This is a genomic window from Lutispora sp., assembly GCF_041687175.1.
Classification (GTDB): Bacteria; Bacillota; Clostridia; order Lutisporales; family Lutisporaceae; genus Lutispora.
In genome coordinates this window covers 66,192-81,191 of record NZ_JAWLCK010000001.1, presented here as the reverse complement: position 1 = coordinate 81,191, position 15,000 = coordinate 66,192, and the positions used below count along the sequence as shown (strand labels likewise).

The 15,000-nt window shown below is 35.4% G+C and carries 16 protein-coding genes; all 16 read left to right on the top strand.

The genetic code is table 11. The annotated features are described in order from the left end of the window. Positions 1-14: 14 nt before the first annotated feature. The 16 genes from fabK (at position 15) to trmD (ending at position 14,890) form a co-directional block, all read left to right on the top strand. On the top strand, positions 15-974 hold the full coding sequence (gene fabK, locus ACESM9_RS00450) for an enoyl-[acyl-carrier-protein] reductase FabK (RefSeq protein WP_372994158.1): 960 nt from the start codon (positions 15-17) through the stop codon (positions 972-974). Next, entirely contained in the window at positions 967-1,917 is a 951-nt protein-coding gene (fabD, locus tag ACESM9_RS00445) for an ACP S-malonyltransferase (protein WP_372994156.1), read from the top strand. The genes fabK and fabD overlap by 8 nt, the downstream gene beginning before the upstream one ends. Next, positions 1,908-2,651: a 3-oxoacyl-[acyl-carrier-protein] reductase gene (gene fabG / locus ACESM9_RS00440; protein WP_372994154.1), complete on the top strand. Its 744-nt coding sequence runs from the start codon at positions 1,908-1,910 to the stop codon at positions 2,649-2,651. The genes fabD and fabG overlap by 10 nt, the downstream gene beginning before the upstream one ends. A 38-nt stretch (positions 2,652-2,689) precedes the next feature. Continuing rightward, on the top strand, positions 2,690-2,917 hold the full coding sequence (acpP, locus tag ACESM9_RS00435) for an acyl carrier protein (protein WP_323430279.1): 228 nt from the start codon (positions 2,690-2,692) through the stop codon (positions 2,915-2,917). A 90-nt stretch (positions 2,918-3,007) separates the two neighbouring features. Next, complete coding sequence (fabF, locus tag ACESM9_RS00430) at positions 3,008-4,249, top strand: beta-ketoacyl-ACP synthase II (protein WP_372994152.1); 1,242 nt, start codon at positions 3,008-3,010, stop codon at positions 4,247-4,249. 56 nt (positions 4,250-4,305) lie between these two features. After that, a complete protein-coding gene (gene rnc, locus ACESM9_RS00425; RefSeq protein ID WP_372994150.1) occupies positions 4,306-5,016 on the top strand; it encodes a ribonuclease III in 711 nt (236 codons plus the stop codon). Further along, positions 5,009-6,085 (top strand): elongator complex protein 3, encoded by a 1,077-nt coding sequence (locus tag ACESM9_RS00420; RefSeq protein WP_372994148.1) that lies wholly within the window; start codon positions 5,009-5,011, stop codon positions 6,083-6,085. The genes rnc and ACESM9_RS00420 overlap by 8 nt, the downstream gene beginning before the upstream one ends. 73 nt (positions 6,086-6,158) lie before the next feature. Then, positions 6,159-6,419 carry a stage V sporulation protein S gene (locus tag ACESM9_RS00415; protein ID WP_372994146.1) on the top strand — a complete coding sequence of 87 codons (261 nt, stop codon included), beginning with the start codon at positions 6,159-6,161 and terminating at the stop codon, positions 6,417-6,419. 123 nt (positions 6,420-6,542) lie between these two features. Continuing rightward, a complete protein-coding gene (gene smc, locus ACESM9_RS00410; RefSeq protein ID WP_372994144.1) occupies positions 6,543-10,106 on the top strand; it encodes a chromosome segregation protein SMC in 3,564 nt (1,187 codons plus the stop codon). Between the two features lie 20 nt (positions 10,107-10,126). Continuing rightward, positions 10,127-11,272, top strand: coding sequence for a signal recognition particle-docking protein FtsY (gene ftsY, locus ACESM9_RS00405; protein WP_372994142.1), 1,146 nt, complete (start codon positions 10,127-10,129; stop codon positions 11,270-11,272). A gap of 83 nt (positions 11,273-11,355) precedes the next feature. Further along, positions 11,356-11,712 carry a YlxM family DNA-binding protein gene (gene ylxM, locus ACESM9_RS00400; protein ID WP_372994140.1) on the top strand — a complete coding sequence of 119 codons (357 nt, stop codon included), beginning with the start codon at positions 11,356-11,358 and terminating at the stop codon, positions 11,710-11,712. Positions 11,713-11,731: 19 nt separating this feature from the next. Next, the gene (ffh, locus tag ACESM9_RS00395; protein ID WP_372994138.1) at positions 11,732-13,072 is read left to right on the top strand and encodes a signal recognition particle protein; all 1,341 of its coding nucleotides are present in this window, start codon (positions 11,732-11,734) and stop codon (positions 13,070-13,072) included. Positions 13,073-13,108: 36 nt separating this feature from the next. Then, a complete protein-coding gene (gene rpsP, locus ACESM9_RS00390; RefSeq protein ID WP_372994136.1) occupies positions 13,109-13,354 on the top strand; it encodes a 30S ribosomal protein S16 in 246 nt (81 codons plus the stop codon). A gap of 21 nt (positions 13,355-13,375) precedes the next feature. Beyond that, positions 13,376-13,603, top strand: coding sequence for a KH domain-containing protein (locus ACESM9_RS00385; RefSeq protein ID WP_372994134.1), 228 nt, complete (start codon positions 13,376-13,378; stop codon positions 13,601-13,603). Positions 13,604-13,654: 51 nt separating this feature from the next. Next, positions 13,655-14,158, top strand: a complete 504-nt coding sequence (rimM, locus tag ACESM9_RS00380) for a ribosome maturation factor RimM (RefSeq protein ID WP_372994132.1) — start codon at positions 13,655-13,657, stop codon at positions 14,156-14,158. Next, the gene (trmD, locus tag ACESM9_RS00375; RefSeq protein ID WP_372994130.1) at positions 14,159-14,890 is read left to right on the top strand and encodes a tRNA (guanosine(37)-N1)-methyltransferase TrmD; all 732 of its coding nucleotides are present in this window, start codon (positions 14,159-14,161) and stop codon (positions 14,888-14,890) included. Positions 14,891-15,000: the final 110 nt, after the last annotated feature.

Sequence of the window (15,000 nt, the reverse complement as noted above, 5' to 3'; positions counted from 1 at the left end):
TTGGAGGAGTATATATGATAAAAACAAGACTTTGCGATCTATTGAATATTCAATACCCCATAATTCAAGGGGGAATGGCTTGGGTAGCAACTGCAGAGCTGGCAGCAGCTGTTTCAAATGCAGGAGGACTTGGAATAATTGGAGCCGGGAACGCACCTGCAGATGTTATAAGAAAAGAAATAAATAAAGTAAGAAGTTTAACTGATAAGCCTTATGGTGTTAATATAATGCTCCTCTCTCCCTTCGTTGAGGAAATAATGGATTTAGTCTATGAAGAAAAGGTTCCTGTCATAACAACAGGTGCAGGTAATCCGGGAAAATATATTCCAAAACTAAAGGAGCAAGGCATAAAGGTTATACCTGTAGTGCCCTCGGTGGCTTTGGCAAAGAAAATGGAGCAAATTGGTGCAGATGCTGTTATTGCAGAAGGCACCGAAGCCGGTGGCCATATCGGTGAATTAACTACCATGGTTTTAGTCCCCCAAGTATCAGATGCAGTGAAAATACCTGTTATAGCTGCAGGAGGTATAGCAGACGGGAGAGGGCTTATGTCTGCTTTAAGTCTAGGGGCTCAGGGGGTCCAGTTAGGCACAATATTTGTATGTTCAGAAGAATGTACTGTACATGAAAATTATAAAAGAGCCATAGTTAAAGCAGGGGACAGGGGAACTGTTGTGACAGGCAGAAGCACTGGCCATCCTGTAAGGATAATAAAGAACAAACTATATAAGGAATTTGATAAGCTAGAAAAATCCGGAGCATCTGTTGAAGAGATTGAAAAATTAGGGACAGGTAGATTGAGAATGGCCTGTGTAGATGGAGATGTTGATATGGGTTCTGTTATGGCAGGCCAGATAAGCGGATTAATAAAAGATATAAAGCCAGTAAAAGAAATAATTAATACAATTATTGCAGAATGTGATTCTATAATTGATGGATTAAATAATATTGTCAGAGGTGAAAAGCTTGATTAAAGTGGCATGCATATTTCCAGGGCAGGGTGCTCAATATATGGGAATGGGTAAAGAAATCGCAGATAACTATAAGGAAGCAATGGATATTTTTGATAAAGCAAGTGACATACTTGGAATCGATATGAAAAAGCTGTGCTTTGAAGGTGATGAAGAAGAACTTAAAAAAACAGAGAACACACAGCCTTCCATCCTGACAACCAGCGTAGCATTATTTGAGGTTTTGAAATTACATGGTGTTGAGCCTACAATGGCGGCAGGCTTAAGCTTGGGGGAATATTCTGCCTTAGTTACTTCAAATGCTATATCCTTTGAGGATGCAGTAGCTGTTGTAAAGAAGAGGGGAAAGTTCATGCAAGAAGCGGTGCCAGTAGGGGAAGGAACCATGGCTGCGGTAATGGGAATAGACAGAACAGAAATTACCCATTGCCTGAAAATGGCTTCAGGGTATGGGGTTGTAGAGGCTGCAAATTATAATTGTCCAGGACAGGTAGTGATTGCAGGACATACCAGGGCTATTGAAGTAGCTTGCAATCTATTGAAAGAAAGAGGAGCAAAGAGAGTAAAAGTATTGCCTGTAAGCGCTCCATTTCATTCAAGTTTGCTGAAAAGTGCAGGGCAAAGACTATCTGAAGAATTAGATAAAATCAAGTTCAATGATATGAAGATTCCTGTTATATCAAATGTAAATGCTCAGATTATAAAGGATAAATATGAAATAAAGAAATTGCTTGTAGAGCAGGTTAGTTCTTCTGTGCTATGGGAGGACAGTATTAAGAATATGATTAGTCAAGGTGTTGACACCTTTATAGAGGTAGGCCCAGGAAAATCCTTATCCGCATTTGTTAAAAAGATAGATAAGAATGTTTCTATATATAATGTGGAGGATTTGGAGTCTTTGAATAATACAATAGAAAATATCAGGGAGAGATTGGAATGCAATTAAAGGGTAAAACTGCCATTATTACTGGAGCATCCAGAGGCATAGGAAGAACAATAGCTCTTTCCTTTGCTAAAGCTGGGGCTAATGTAATAATAAATTACTCAAGCAGTGACGAGGCTGCACAGGAAGTGGCAAGAGAAGCCATGGCATATGGTGTTAAGGCAGAAGTAATTAAAGCAGATGTATCCAACTACTTAGAAGCAGAAAATTTAGTTGATAGAGTATTAAATCAATATGGCAGCATAGATATATTAGTGAATAATGCGGGAATAACAAAGGATAATCTTCTTTTAAGAATGAATGAAGATGATTTTGATAAAGTTGTGAATACGAATTTGAAAGGCACATTCAACTTCACTAAAGCTGTAAGTAAAGTCATGATGAAACAAAGAAAAGGTAAAATAATCAACATAGCTTCTGTTGTAGGTATAATAGGTAATGCGGGACAATCCAATTATGCCGCAGCAAAAGCTGGTATCATAGGTTTCACTAAATCTGTTGCTAAAGAATTAGGCTCAAGGGGAATTACAGTAAATGCCATAGCTCCAGGGTTTATTGAAACAGATATGACAGCTGTACTTTCAGATAAGGTTAAAGAACAATTTGCTAATGCCATACCACTGAAAAGACCTGGGAACCCAGAAGATGTGGCAAATGCAGCATTGTTTTTAGCGTCAGACTATTCGGATTATATTACTGGCCAAGTAATAAATATTGACGGTGGAATGGTTATGTAATATTATCATAATATAATCTCTGAAGGGAGGTGAGACTTATGATTTTTGAGAAAGTACAAGAAAAGATTGCTGAACAGCTCAGCATAGATTCAGAAGATATTACTATGGAGTCTTCCTTCATTGAAGATTTAGGAGCAGATTCACTGGATATTGTTGAATTATTAATGGCTCTTGAAGAAGAATTTGATATAGAGATACCTGATGAGGAAGCAGAAAAACTTGTTACTGTAGGAGATGTAGTCGACTACATAAAGAATAATCAATAAGAAAGTTAGTCCCGTTAATCGGGGCTTCTTTTTTTGCTATAATTCACAGAAAAATACAATATATAAATACTGTTTAAGGAGAGGAAGATATTGAGTAAAAAGAGGGTTGCTATAACAGGCTTAGGGGTCATTTCTCCTATTGGTATAGGTAAAGATAGTTTCTTTAAAAGCTTGAAGGAAGGAAAATCCGGTGTTGATAAGATTACCAAATTCGATACAGAGGGATTAAGCACAAAGATTGCTGCTGAGGTAAGAGATTTTAACCCTATAGATTTCATTGATAAGAAAGAAGCCAAGAGAATGGATAGATATACTCAGTTTGCAGTAGCAGCTTCAAAAATGGCTATTGATGATGCTTCTTTAGATATTAATGCTTTGGATCAAGATAGATTTGGAGTATGTATAGGTTCAGGTATTGGCGGCTTGGAAACCCTGGAGAATCAGTATAATGTTATGATTGAGAAGGGACCCGGCAGAGTTAGCCCATTTTTTATTCCTATGATGATATCCAATATTGGTGCCGGATATATATCAATGACCTTTAATGCAAAGGGACCAAATATGACAGTTGTTACAGCATGTGCATCAGCGACTAATGCAATTGGTGAGGCATATAAAATAATTCAAAGAAATGACGCTGATATAATGATCACAGGAGGCACAGAGGCTTCAATAACTCCTATGGCAATTGCAGGATTTTGCTCAATGAAAGCATTATCCCAGAGAAATGAAGAGCCGAAGAAAGCTTCCAGACCCTTTGATAAGGATAGAGATGGCTTTGTAATGGGAGAAGGTGCTGGTATCCTCATATTGGAAGATATGGAGCACGCAATTAAAAGAGGAGCTAGAATATATGGAGAAATAGTTGGCTATGGTGCTACAGCTGATGCATATCATATTACGGCACCTGCTCCAGAAGGAGAAGGTGCATATAAAGCTATGAAAAGAGCTGTAGAAGATGCAGGAATAGAACCAAAAGAAATTAATTATATAAATGCTCATGGTACTTCAACGGAATTAAATGACAAATTTGAAACCATGGCAATAAAAAAACTTATGGGTGATTATGCTTACAATGTGATGGTAAGCTCTACAAAGTCTATGACAGGTCATTTGTTAGGCGCAGCAGGAGGAGTAGAGGCGATAGCATGTATTATGGCTATCAGCGAAGGAATAGTGCCTCCAACCATAAACTATGAATCCAAGGATGAGAACTGCGATCTTGATTATGTGCCCAATAATGCCAGGAAAGCAGTAGTTAACTATGCTATGTCAAACTCTCTTGGTTTTGGTGGGCATAATGCTTCAATAATATTGAAAAAATATAAGTAGATGTTATACTATAGTCGTATAATCTGATTTTAGTTTTGAAAGGAAAAAAAGATACTATGGATGATAAGCGCTTGAAATCCCTTCAGGAATTCGAAGAGATAATAAATTATAAGTTTTCTGATAAGCAGCTTTTAAATACTGCCCTGACTCATAGTTCCTATGCTCACGGACAAGATGATTTGAAACCCTATAATGAAAGGTTGGAGTTTTTAGGAGATTCTATATTATCCATGATAATAAGCTTTCATCTGTTTAACAGATTAAAAGATGTTTCTGAAGGGCAAATGACTAGGATAAGAGCTAATATTGTGTGTGAGAAATCTTTGTATATAACTGCAAAAAAATTAAGAATCGGAGAATATATCTACCTTAGTAAAGGAGAAGAAAATACAGGGGGACGAAAAAGGGTTTCTATACTTGCAGATGCTGTTGAGGCTTTAATTGCAGCAATATATTTAGATGGAGGCATGAAGAAAACAGAAGACTTTGTATTATCTTTTATGAAAGAAAGCATAGAATCATCCATAAAAAACAGAACGTTTAATGATTATAAGTCTTTTTTGCAGGAGTATATTCAAAAATATAATATGGGGACAATTGAATATAGATTGCTATCAGAAAAAGGACCGGATCATTCAAAAGAGTTTCAGATGGCTGTGTATCTTAGCGGCAAGTTGATCGGAAAGGGTGTAGGGAAGAGCAAGAAGGATGCGCAGCAATCTGCTGCGAAAAACGCAATTACATCCTTAGGTGTGACAAATGAGTAAGAGACATTATATTATTCCTATTTTTATACCTCATCTTGGATGTCCCCATGATTGCATTTTTTGTAATCAAAAGAAGATAACTGGCCAACTAGAAAATATTACTGTGGAAGATGCAGAAGAAATTATTGAAAGATATCTGGAAACTATAGATTCTAATAATAGGACTGTAGAAATAGCTTTCTTCGGAGGTAGTTTCACAGGAATACCCTGGGAAGATCAGAATAAGTTTCTGGCTCTGGCTAATAAATACCTTGTTAAGGGCAAGATTGACACAATCAGGCTTTCCACAAGACCGGATTATATAAATAAAGATATTATAAATAATTTAAAGAAATATGGAGCTAATATTGTTGAATTAGGAATTCAATCCATGAATAGGGAAGTGTTGGATATAGCGAAAAGGGGACACAGCCCTGAAGATGTTATGAATGCAATATCATTGCTGAAAAATGAAGGGTTTATTGTTGGTGCCCAACTGATGGTTGGATTGCCAAAAGACGATGAAGAAAAAGCCATGGAGACAGTGAAGCAAATAGTTGATCTAAAGCCCAATATTGCAAGAATATACCCTGTTTTGGTCATAAAGGACACTTATCTGGAAGAAATGTATAGAAAGGGACTTTATAAGCCCCTGACTTTAGATGAAGCTGTAAGTATATCTAAGAAGATGTTGATTTACTTGGAAAAGTCAGGGATAAAGGTTATAAGAATCGGACTTCAGCCTACTGATGATTTAAGCATGGGAGATAATGTGGTAGCAGGACCCTATCATCCATCCATGAGACAGCTTGTTGAAGCTGAGATATACAAGGATATGATATTATATATGTTAGAGACCATCAAAACTAGCGGAATAAATGCTATAGAAATATTGTCAAATCCAAAGGATTTTTCCGCAGTTTTAGGACAAAGAAGGTCAAATTATGAGTTTCTTAAAAACCTATACAGGGATAAAACTATAACTTTCAAGGAAGATACCTCTATTGATATGGGTACTGTAGCAGTGACATGTGGCGAAAAAACAATTAAATTGTCTAAAAATACTTTTTACCATAAAATAAGTTTTTGAAGGAATTATAAACCAAATATAGAATATATAATCAATCGCAATATTTTTAATGTTTTACAGGGGGTATCGAATTATGGAAGTGCTAAAAGTGTCAGCTCAATCACAACCTAAATCTGTTGCAGGAGCTTTAGCGGCAGTATTGAGAGAGAGAGCTACAGCTGAAGTACAAGCTGTAGGAGCAGGAGCTGTAAATCAAGCGGTTAAGGCGATAGCGATTACTAGAGGTTTTGTCGCACCAAATGGTATTGATATTGTTGTAATACCTGCCTTTTCTGAGATTCAGATTGACGGAGAAGATAGGACAGCTATAAAATTTATTATAGAGCCAAGATAAATATAAATATCAAAGCTAAAGCCTGTTGTATAAAAGCGACAGGCTTTAGCTTTTCAACTTTTTAAACATATGTTAGAATTAAAATATTGCATGGATGAATTTACATATTATAGGAGTGTTTATATGTATCTCAAAGAGTTAGAGATTATAGGTTTTAAATCTTTCTCAGATAAAACTCATATTAATTTTACCAGGGGTATCAATGCTATTGTAGGGCCTAATGGAAGTGGCAAAAGCAATATAGCAGATGCTATCAGATGGGTAATCGGAGAACAGAGTGTAAAAGCTCTCAGGGGCAATAAGATGGAGGATGTTATTTTTGCAGGTAGTGATAAGAAAAAAGCCTCTGGTTTTGCAGAGGTTACCCTTGTGCTAGACAATTCAGATAAAGCAATAGACGTAGCCTTTAATGAAATCAGTATAACCAGAAGGATGTATCGTTCAGGTGAGAGCGAATACTATATCAATAAAACCCAGTGCAGACTGAAAGATATTGTTGAAATGCTTATGGACACAGGCATAGGTAAAGAGGGGTACTCCATTATTGGACAAGGAAGAATAGACGATATTTTAAATAACAAGTCGGACGGAAGAAGAATTATATTTGAAGAAGCAGCAGGCATAACAAAATATAAGCATAGGAAGGCTGAATCAGAAAAAAAGCTTGAACATACAGAAAAAAATATCGAAAGAATAGAAGATATAATAAATGAAATAAATAACCAATTAGTTCCTTTAAGTCATCAAGCCGAGATGGCTAAGAAGTATATAAAACTTATGGAAGAACTTAAAGTACAGGAAGTAAATCTTATAATCAATAACATTGAAAAAAATAAGGAAAAGCTTAGTGACATAATAAGCAAAATGGAAGAACTGAATAAGCTCCAAGCAGATAAAGAATCAGAGATAGAGAGGTATAATCATGATAAAGATGAATATAAATCCTTTATCAAAGAGTTAGAGTCAAAAATTCAAAGTACCAGTGAAGAAATTCATAATCTTATGAATCAAAAAGAAAAATTAGAGGGTGAGGCAAGGCTACTTGAAGAAAAAGAATCTTTTGTCAATGCTAATATGGACAAGCTGAATAAAGAAGAAGATAATCTTAAGCTGCAAAAGGTTGATTTGCATGCTGCTATAGAAAATGACAACAGACTAATTGAATCATATGAACAGCAGATTAATGAATTATTGCAGGAAATAGGTTCCAAGGAAGAGGAGTATAAATCTAAGTTTTCCTCAATAGATGAATTAGAGAATAAGATTGAGGAAGTTAAAGGAGAACACATAAATCTGCTTAACAAATGCTCAGATAGAAAAAACAGCATAAATAGCCTTATATCAATAAAAACAAGTGTTGACAATAGAGTTAATCAGCTAAATATTGATAATGCGCTTCTTTTGGGACAATATGAAGATAAAACATCTTTGCTGGAGAAGAACAACTCGGAGATACAGGAGATTGAAAGCAATACTGTAAAGCTTATAGATAAGAGAAAAGAATTGGCAAATAAAAGGGAAGAGACACTGGAATTACTGAAGGAGCTCCAAGAGCGGCTTATTGAAACCAGGTCAAGAAAGGATAATGTTATATCAAGATTAAAGCTCCTTGAGGAGATGGAAAGAGATTATGGAGGCTATAATAAAACAGTAAAGACAATACTCATGAAGTATCAGGATATAAAAAAGAATATATCAGGTTTTCGTGGAGCAGTAGGTGAGATAATATCAGTAGATTCTCATTATGCTACTGCCATTGAAGTTGCATTGGGTTCATCGGTTCAAAATATAATTACAGATGATGAAGAAGATGCAAAATTGCTTATTGAATTTTTGAAGAAGAATAAACTAGGCAGGGCTACATTTCTCCCTATCAGCTCAATCAAGGCAAAAAGCTTTAGTCACAATGAAAAGAAATACCTTGAAATGCCCGGAGTAGTAGGGATTGCTGCTGATATGGTGAGTTATGAAAAGGAGTATAAAAACATAATATATCATCTATTAGGCAGGATTATTATAGTAGATAATATGAATACTGCAATAAAACTAGCAAAAGCATCCAACTATACATATAGGATTGTCACGCTAGAAGGAGAATTGTTAAGTCCTGGCGGTGCCATAACAGGAGGAAGCTTAGGTTCTCACGCTTCCAACATAATAACCAGAAAAAGTCAAATTGCTGAACTTAAAACAGATTACTCCCGAACTCTAAAAGAATTGGACAGATTAGGGAAAAGTATTGAGATACACAAGGATGAGCTTGATATATGTGAAAACGAAATAAATCATTGCACTGAGAGTCTTCATAGCCTAGAAATTGAGATAAACAATAAGAAGAACAGGTTAATTATACTAAATAACGATTTGGATATCATAAAAAGCAAAATATCTATAAACAATAAGGAATTACAGGAATTATCATCACAAAAGGATGAGACAATAACAAAAATAGATATCTTAGAGCAGGAATTGGAACAACATAAAGAGGAAATAGATATTATTGAGAAAGATATAGTATTGCTGCAGGAGGAGCTGAAAGCGAAAAAAGAGCAAAGTAAGGATTTTTATAATCTAATAACTTCACTAAAAATAAAAGAGGCTGAAATAAAACAACAGATTTTGTCTTTGAAGCAAAATATAGAGAGAAGCAATTCAGATATTCAAGAAATTAATATAAGGATTGAAAAAATAGTTGATGAAATAAATGATTGTAAAAATGAAATAATAGCAATCAATGAAAAAAAGAATGAAAATAAAAGGGACATAGAAGCAATAATCGGAAAACACTTAGATAGACAAAAAGAACTTGAATCTCTTGAAGAATGTAGAATTAATAAATCAAAGTATTTTGAGGACCTGGAAGAAAAAATAAAGCAATTGCAGCAAGAACTGAGCAATATACAAAGTAATATGCATAAAACTGATATGGTAAAAGTTAAGGTAGAAATGGAAATTGAGAATTTGGAGTTTAAGCTGCTGGATACTTACGAAATGAGTTATAGGAAAGCCCTGGAGATTAGGATGGAAGATTTTAACTTAAGCAAAGCATCAAAAAGATGCGAGGAATTGAAAGAGGAAATAAGGGATTTGGGTACTATCAATGTTAATGCGGTTGAAGAGTATGAGAAATTAAACCAAAGATATGAATTTCTTAGAAAACAGATGGAAGATCTGATAAAGGCTAAAGAGTCATTAATAAAAGTGATAGATGAGATAACCAAGTATATGAAAAGACAGTTTATCGAAGAGTTTAATAAAATCAATATTAATTTCAATGAAGTGTTTATTAAATTGTTTGGCGGTGGAAAGGCCCAGGTGGTTTTAACTGATAGTGATGATGTTCTAAATTCAGACATTGAGATAATTGCAAAGCCCCCAAACAAAAAGCTTCAGAACTTAATGCTGCTATCTGGCGGCGAAAGAGCATTGACAGCAATAGCTCTTTTGTTCGCAATATTAAAGATGAAACCAGCTCCATTTTGTGTTTTAGACGAAATAGATTCAGCGCTGGATGATGCAAATGTAGATAGATATGCAATGTTTCTGGAGGAGTTTTTGACACAGTTTATAATAATAACCCATAGAAAGGGAAGTATGGAAGCGGCGGATTGCTTATACGGTGTGACCATGGATGACACAGGAACTTCCAAACTGTTGTCCGTTAAACTTGAAGATAAGGTTAGTTAAATAATGTAGGAGGATTAATAATGTCAGATTTTTTTAAAAGACTATTTAAAAAAAATAAGGATGTAAAGGAAGAAAAGCTTGCTGAAGATAATGTTAAGGAGCCAGATGCTCAGGAAGATGAAGAATATTTAAGCGATGAGGAAATTGAAAAGCTAATTATTGAAGAGATGGATCAGGAAGATCAGGAAATATCAGAAGAGAAGGAAGAAGAACCGAAAACCGAGGCTGAAGAAGAGGCTGAAGAGACAGAAAACAAAGGATCCTTCTTTAAAAAATTAAAGGATGGTTTATTTAAAACCAGAAAAAACATTACAGACAGACTAAACTCAGTGATAAGCAGCTTCAAATCAATAGATGAAGATTTATTTGAAGAATTGGAAGAAATATTGATAACTTCAGATGTGGGTGTTGAAACCACTATGAGGCTCCTTGATGGAGTAAGAAAAAAAGTAAAGGAAGAGAAAGTAAGTGATCCTAAAGCTGTTATAGACTTACTAAAAGATGAGATTTTAGCACTCATGTCTGAGAATGTTGAACCGCCAAAAAATGAATATCCTCAGATAATTGTGGTTATAGGAGTCAATGGAGTAGGAAAAACCACTTCTGTTGGTAAGATAGCAAATAGATACAAGAAAGCGGGTAAAAAAGTGTTGATTGCTGCTGCTGATACTTTCAGAGCTGCTGCAATAGAACAGCTGGAGATATGGAGCAATAGAGTCGGTGTTGATATAATAAAGCATCAGGAGGGTTCAGATCCGGCGGCTATTATCTATGATGCTATAAGTGCAGCAAAATCAAGAAAGACAGATGTTGTCATATGTGACACCGCAGGAAGACTGCACAACAAAAAGAATCTGATGGAAGAATTGAAGAAGATATTCAGGGTTATTGACAGGGAGTATCCGGAAGCCAACAGAGAAGTATATCTGGTGTTGGACGCTACTACTGGACAAAATGCTATTATACAAGCGAAGGTGTTTAAAGAGGCAGCCGACATTACTGGGATAGTACTGACTAAACTGGATGGAACCGCAAAAGGAGGCATAGTAATTGCAATTAAGTCAGAACTAAATATTCCAGTTAGACTTGTAGGTGTTGGAGAGAAAATAGATGATTTACAGGAATTCAATGCAGTAGATTTTGTAAATGCGTTATTCTCTGAATAATTTTGTTGACAAGAGTCGTTATTTCATTTAAAATACCAATTTAAATGTTAATAACTTTACATAGGTATTTTGGGGTGTATGCTATGATAGAAGATATAGTACAAAAAACATTACTGTATGATTTTTATGGTCAATTATTGACTGAAAAGCAAAGAGATATTATGGAGATGTACTATACTGACGATCTGTCTTTGAGTGAAATATCTGAACAAATAGGAATCAGCAGACAAGGAGTATACGATACCCTTAAGCGAGCAGAGACAACTTTGATTGAATATGAAACCAGATTAGGATTAGTGGATAAATTTCTTCAGCATAAATCCATACTATCTAAGATAACCAATATGTTGAACGAGATATTAACTGGAGATCATGATAATATATCAGAAGTAAAAAATAAGATTAAGAGCATCAAAAATTTTATTGAGAAGCTTGAATAAGTATCCGGGAGGAGATTTAATGGCTTTTGAAGGTTTAGCTAATAAGCTGCAGGAAACCTTGAAAAAACTCAAGGGTAGCGGCAAATTAAATGAAAAAGATGTTAAAGAGGCAATGAGAGAAGTTAAAATGGCTCTATTGGAAGCTGATGTTAACTTCAAGGTTGTAAAGGATTTTATAGCAAGAGTAACCGAAAGGGCAGTAGGCCATGAAGTTATGGAAAGTCTGACTCCTGGACAACAGGTTATTAAGATAGTTAATGATGAGCTTACCCAACTCATGGGCAGTACTCAGAGCAAGATAGTTTTTTCACCGAAAGCTCCTACGATAATTATGATGACAGGATTACAAGGTGCCGGTAAAACTACCACATGTGGGAAGTTGGCCTTAAATCTCAAAAAACAAGGCAAAAAACCACTGCTTGTAGCCTGTGATATTTACAGACCTGCAGCTATTAAGCAGCTTAGTGTAGTAGCGGGTCAGGTAGATGTTGATGTTTTCTCCATCGGTGATAAGGCAAAACCTGTTGATATTTGCAAAGCAGCAATTGAACATGCATCAAAGTCAGGCAATGATGTATTAATAGTTGATACAGCAGGAAGACTCCATATAGATGAAGAACTTATGGAAGAACTTATAGAAATTAAGGAAAACATAAGGCCTACAGAGATAATGTTAGTTGTTGATTCAATGACGGGTCAGGATGCGGTAAATGTAGCTCAAAGCTTTAACGAAAAACTTGGGCTTGACGGCATAATACTTACAAAGCTGGATGGGGACACTAGAGGTGGAGCAGCTTTATCCATAAAAGCTGTGACAGGAAAACCAATTAAATTTGCAGGAATGGGCGAAAAGATGTCGGATCTGGAGCCCTTTCATCCTGACAGAATGGCTTCCAGAATATTGGGAATGGGCGATGTGTTAAGCCTTATAGAAAAAGCCCAATCTACCATAGATGAGAAAAAAGCAAGGGAACTGGAAAAGAAAATCAGAACTCAGCAATTCACTTTCGAGGACTTTCTTGATCAGCTTCAGCAAATGAAGAAAATGGGACCCTTAAGCCAGATAATGGATATGATACCTGGCATGAATGCCAGCAAGTTAAAAGGTATGGAAGTAGATGATAAAGAGCTTATAAAGGTTGAGGCAATAATTAAATCTATGACCAGAAAAGAAAGACTTGATCCTTCTATATTGAATGGGAGCAGAAGAAAGAGAATAGCCATGGGAAGCGGTACAAAAATTCAGGATGTTAACAAAGTCATTAAGAATTTTGAACAGACAAGAAAAATGATGAAGCAATTTGCTGATATGGAAAAAGGTATTAAGAAAGGAAAAATGAAACTGCCTTTCTTTAGATAGTTTTAAGTTTCAATAATTTTAGAAGGAGGTGAAATAATGGCAGTTAAAATAAGACTAAGAAGAATGGGAGCAAAGAAAGCACCTTTCTACAGGGTTGTAGTTGCTGATTCAAGATCCCCAAGAGATGGTAAGTTTATTGAGGAAATAGGTTACTATAATCCTATAACAGAACCATCAGTAATTAAGATTGATGCTGAAAAAGCAAAGAAATGGTTGGCTACTGGAGCACAGCCTTCAGATACTGTTAAATCATTACTGAAGAAGACGGGAATAATAGAATAGAATCTATTGGGAGTGTTGAGTTTGAAAGATTTGATTGAAGTCATTGCAAAAGCTCTAGTTGATAAACCTGAAGAAGTTAGGGTTAAAGAGATTGAAGGAGACAAATCAATCATCATAGAGTTAACTGTTGCTCCTGAAGATATGGGAAAAGTAATTGGAAAACAAGGCAGAATAGCGAAAGCTATAAGAACTGTTGTAAAATCAGCAGCTGCCAAAACGGATAAGAAAGTCATAGTGGAAATACTATAATATGGAGGCTTGATAGCAACCTCCATATTATAGTCTATTATAGGTGAGAATATGTTGGAATACATCAGCATTGGTCAGATCGTAAATACTCATGGCATAAAAGGGGAAGTAAAAGTATACCCCTTAACTGATGATATAAACAGATTTGATCAAGTGAATCATGTATATGTTGAAGAAGATAATGAATTGAAGGTTCTTCATGTTGCCGGTGTAAAATATATAAAGAATATGGTTATCATCAAGTTCATTGGTATTGATGATGTTAATTCTGCTGAGAAGCTGAGAAATAAGTATATTAAGGTTCATAGGAAGGATACTGTTAAGCTTCCGAAGGATACCTATTTAATCTGTGATTTAATAGGTATCGAAGTAAGGACAGAATCTGGTGAGATTTTAGGAAAGGTAAAAGATGTGCTTCGAACCGGGAGCAATGATGTATTTGTTGTAAAATCAGATGATAGAGAAATTTTAATACCAGGCTTAAAAAGTGTGTTTAAGAAAATTGATATAGATAATGAAGAAATCATTGTTGAATTACCGGAAGGTTTGGTATAGATGAGATTTGATATTATTACCCTATTTCCTGAGATGTTTGAAGCTGTTTTAGGAGTCAGCATAATAGGCAGAGCAAGAAATAAGGGAGCATTAAAATTGAATTTTCACAATCTGAGGGACTATTCCGTAGATAAGCACAGAAGAGTAGATGACTACCCCTATGGTGGCGGACTTGGTATGGTTCTGCAATGCCAGCCTATATTCTCAGCAGTTGAGAAAATAAGTGAAGGTCTTGATGATAAAGCTCATGTACTTCTAATGAGTCCAAAAGGACAGACATTTACTCAAAGCAAAGCTAAAGAGCTTCTACAGTATAATAATATCATCATAATATGTGGACACTATGAAGGCATAGACCAAAGAGTGGTAGATACTCTTGTAGATGAAGAGATATCTATCGGGGACTATGTGCTTACTGGTGGAGAAATTGCAGCAATGGCAGTGGTTGATGCTACTGCAAGGTTATTGCCTGGGGTATTAAAAGAAGAAGACTCACATAATATTGAGACCTTCAGCGATGGATTGTTGGAATATCCGCAATATACCCGACCTGTAGAGTTCAGGGGTATGAAGGTTCCGGAAGTTTTGCTTTCAGGACATCATGAGAACATAGAAAAATGGAGAAAATATCAATCAATAAAAGAAACATATATAAAAAGACCTGATCTTATAAAAAAAGCTACACTGACAAAAGAGGAACAGGAGATTTTAAGCAAAATAATTTTTGAATAAAATAAATTTTCATTTTTATTGCATATAACATATTCATATGATATAATTTCAATGTTAAAACGGGCGGTCCGCTGTCTTAAAGATATGAACGTCTATGAGGGAAGGAGGGA

What these genes read in the sequence shown, in the direction of transcription:
- fabK (WP_372994158.1), top strand. Translation starts at nt 15, where the DNA reads ATGATAAAAACAAGACTTTGCGATCTATTGAATATTCAATACCCCATA.
- fabG (WP_372994154.1), top strand. Translation starts at nt 1,908, where the DNA reads ATGCAATTAAAGGGTAAAACTGCCATTATTACTGGAGCATCCAGAGGC.
- acpP (WP_323430279.1), top strand. Translation starts at nt 2,690, where the DNA reads ATGATTTTTGAGAAAGTACAAGAAAAGATTGCTGAACAGCTCAGCATA.
- rnc (WP_372994150.1), top strand. Translation starts at nt 4,306, where the DNA reads ATGGATGATAAGCGCTTGAAATCCCTTCAGGAATTCGAAGAGATAATA.
- ACESM9_RS00420 (WP_372994148.1), top strand. Translation starts at nt 5,009, where the DNA reads ATGAGTAAGAGACATTATATTATTCCTATTTTTATACCTCATCTTGGA.
- ACESM9_RS00415 (WP_372994146.1), top strand. Translation starts at nt 6,159, where the DNA reads ATGGAAGTGCTAAAAGTGTCAGCTCAATCACAACCTAAATCTGTTGCA.
- smc (WP_372994144.1), top strand. Translation starts at nt 6,543, where the DNA reads ATGTATCTCAAAGAGTTAGAGATTATAGGTTTTAAATCTTTCTCAGAT.
- ftsY (WP_372994142.1), top strand. Translation starts at nt 10,127, where the DNA reads ATGTCAGATTTTTTTAAAAGACTATTTAAAAAAAATAAGGATGTAAAG.
- ylxM (WP_372994140.1), top strand. Translation starts at nt 11,356, where the DNA reads ATGATAGAAGATATAGTACAAAAAACATTACTGTATGATTTTTATGGT.
- ffh (WP_372994138.1), top strand. Translation starts at nt 11,732, where the DNA reads ATGGCTTTTGAAGGTTTAGCTAATAAGCTGCAGGAAACCTTGAAAAAA.
- rpsP (WP_372994136.1), top strand. Translation starts at nt 13,109, where the DNA reads ATGGCAGTTAAAATAAGACTAAGAAGAATGGGAGCAAAGAAAGCACCT.
- rimM (WP_372994132.1), top strand. Translation starts at nt 13,655, where the DNA reads ATGTTGGAATACATCAGCATTGGTCAGATCGTAAATACTCATGGCATA.
- trmD (WP_372994130.1), top strand. Translation starts at nt 14,159, where the DNA reads ATGAGATTTGATATTATTACCCTATTTCCTGAGATGTTTGAAGCTGTT.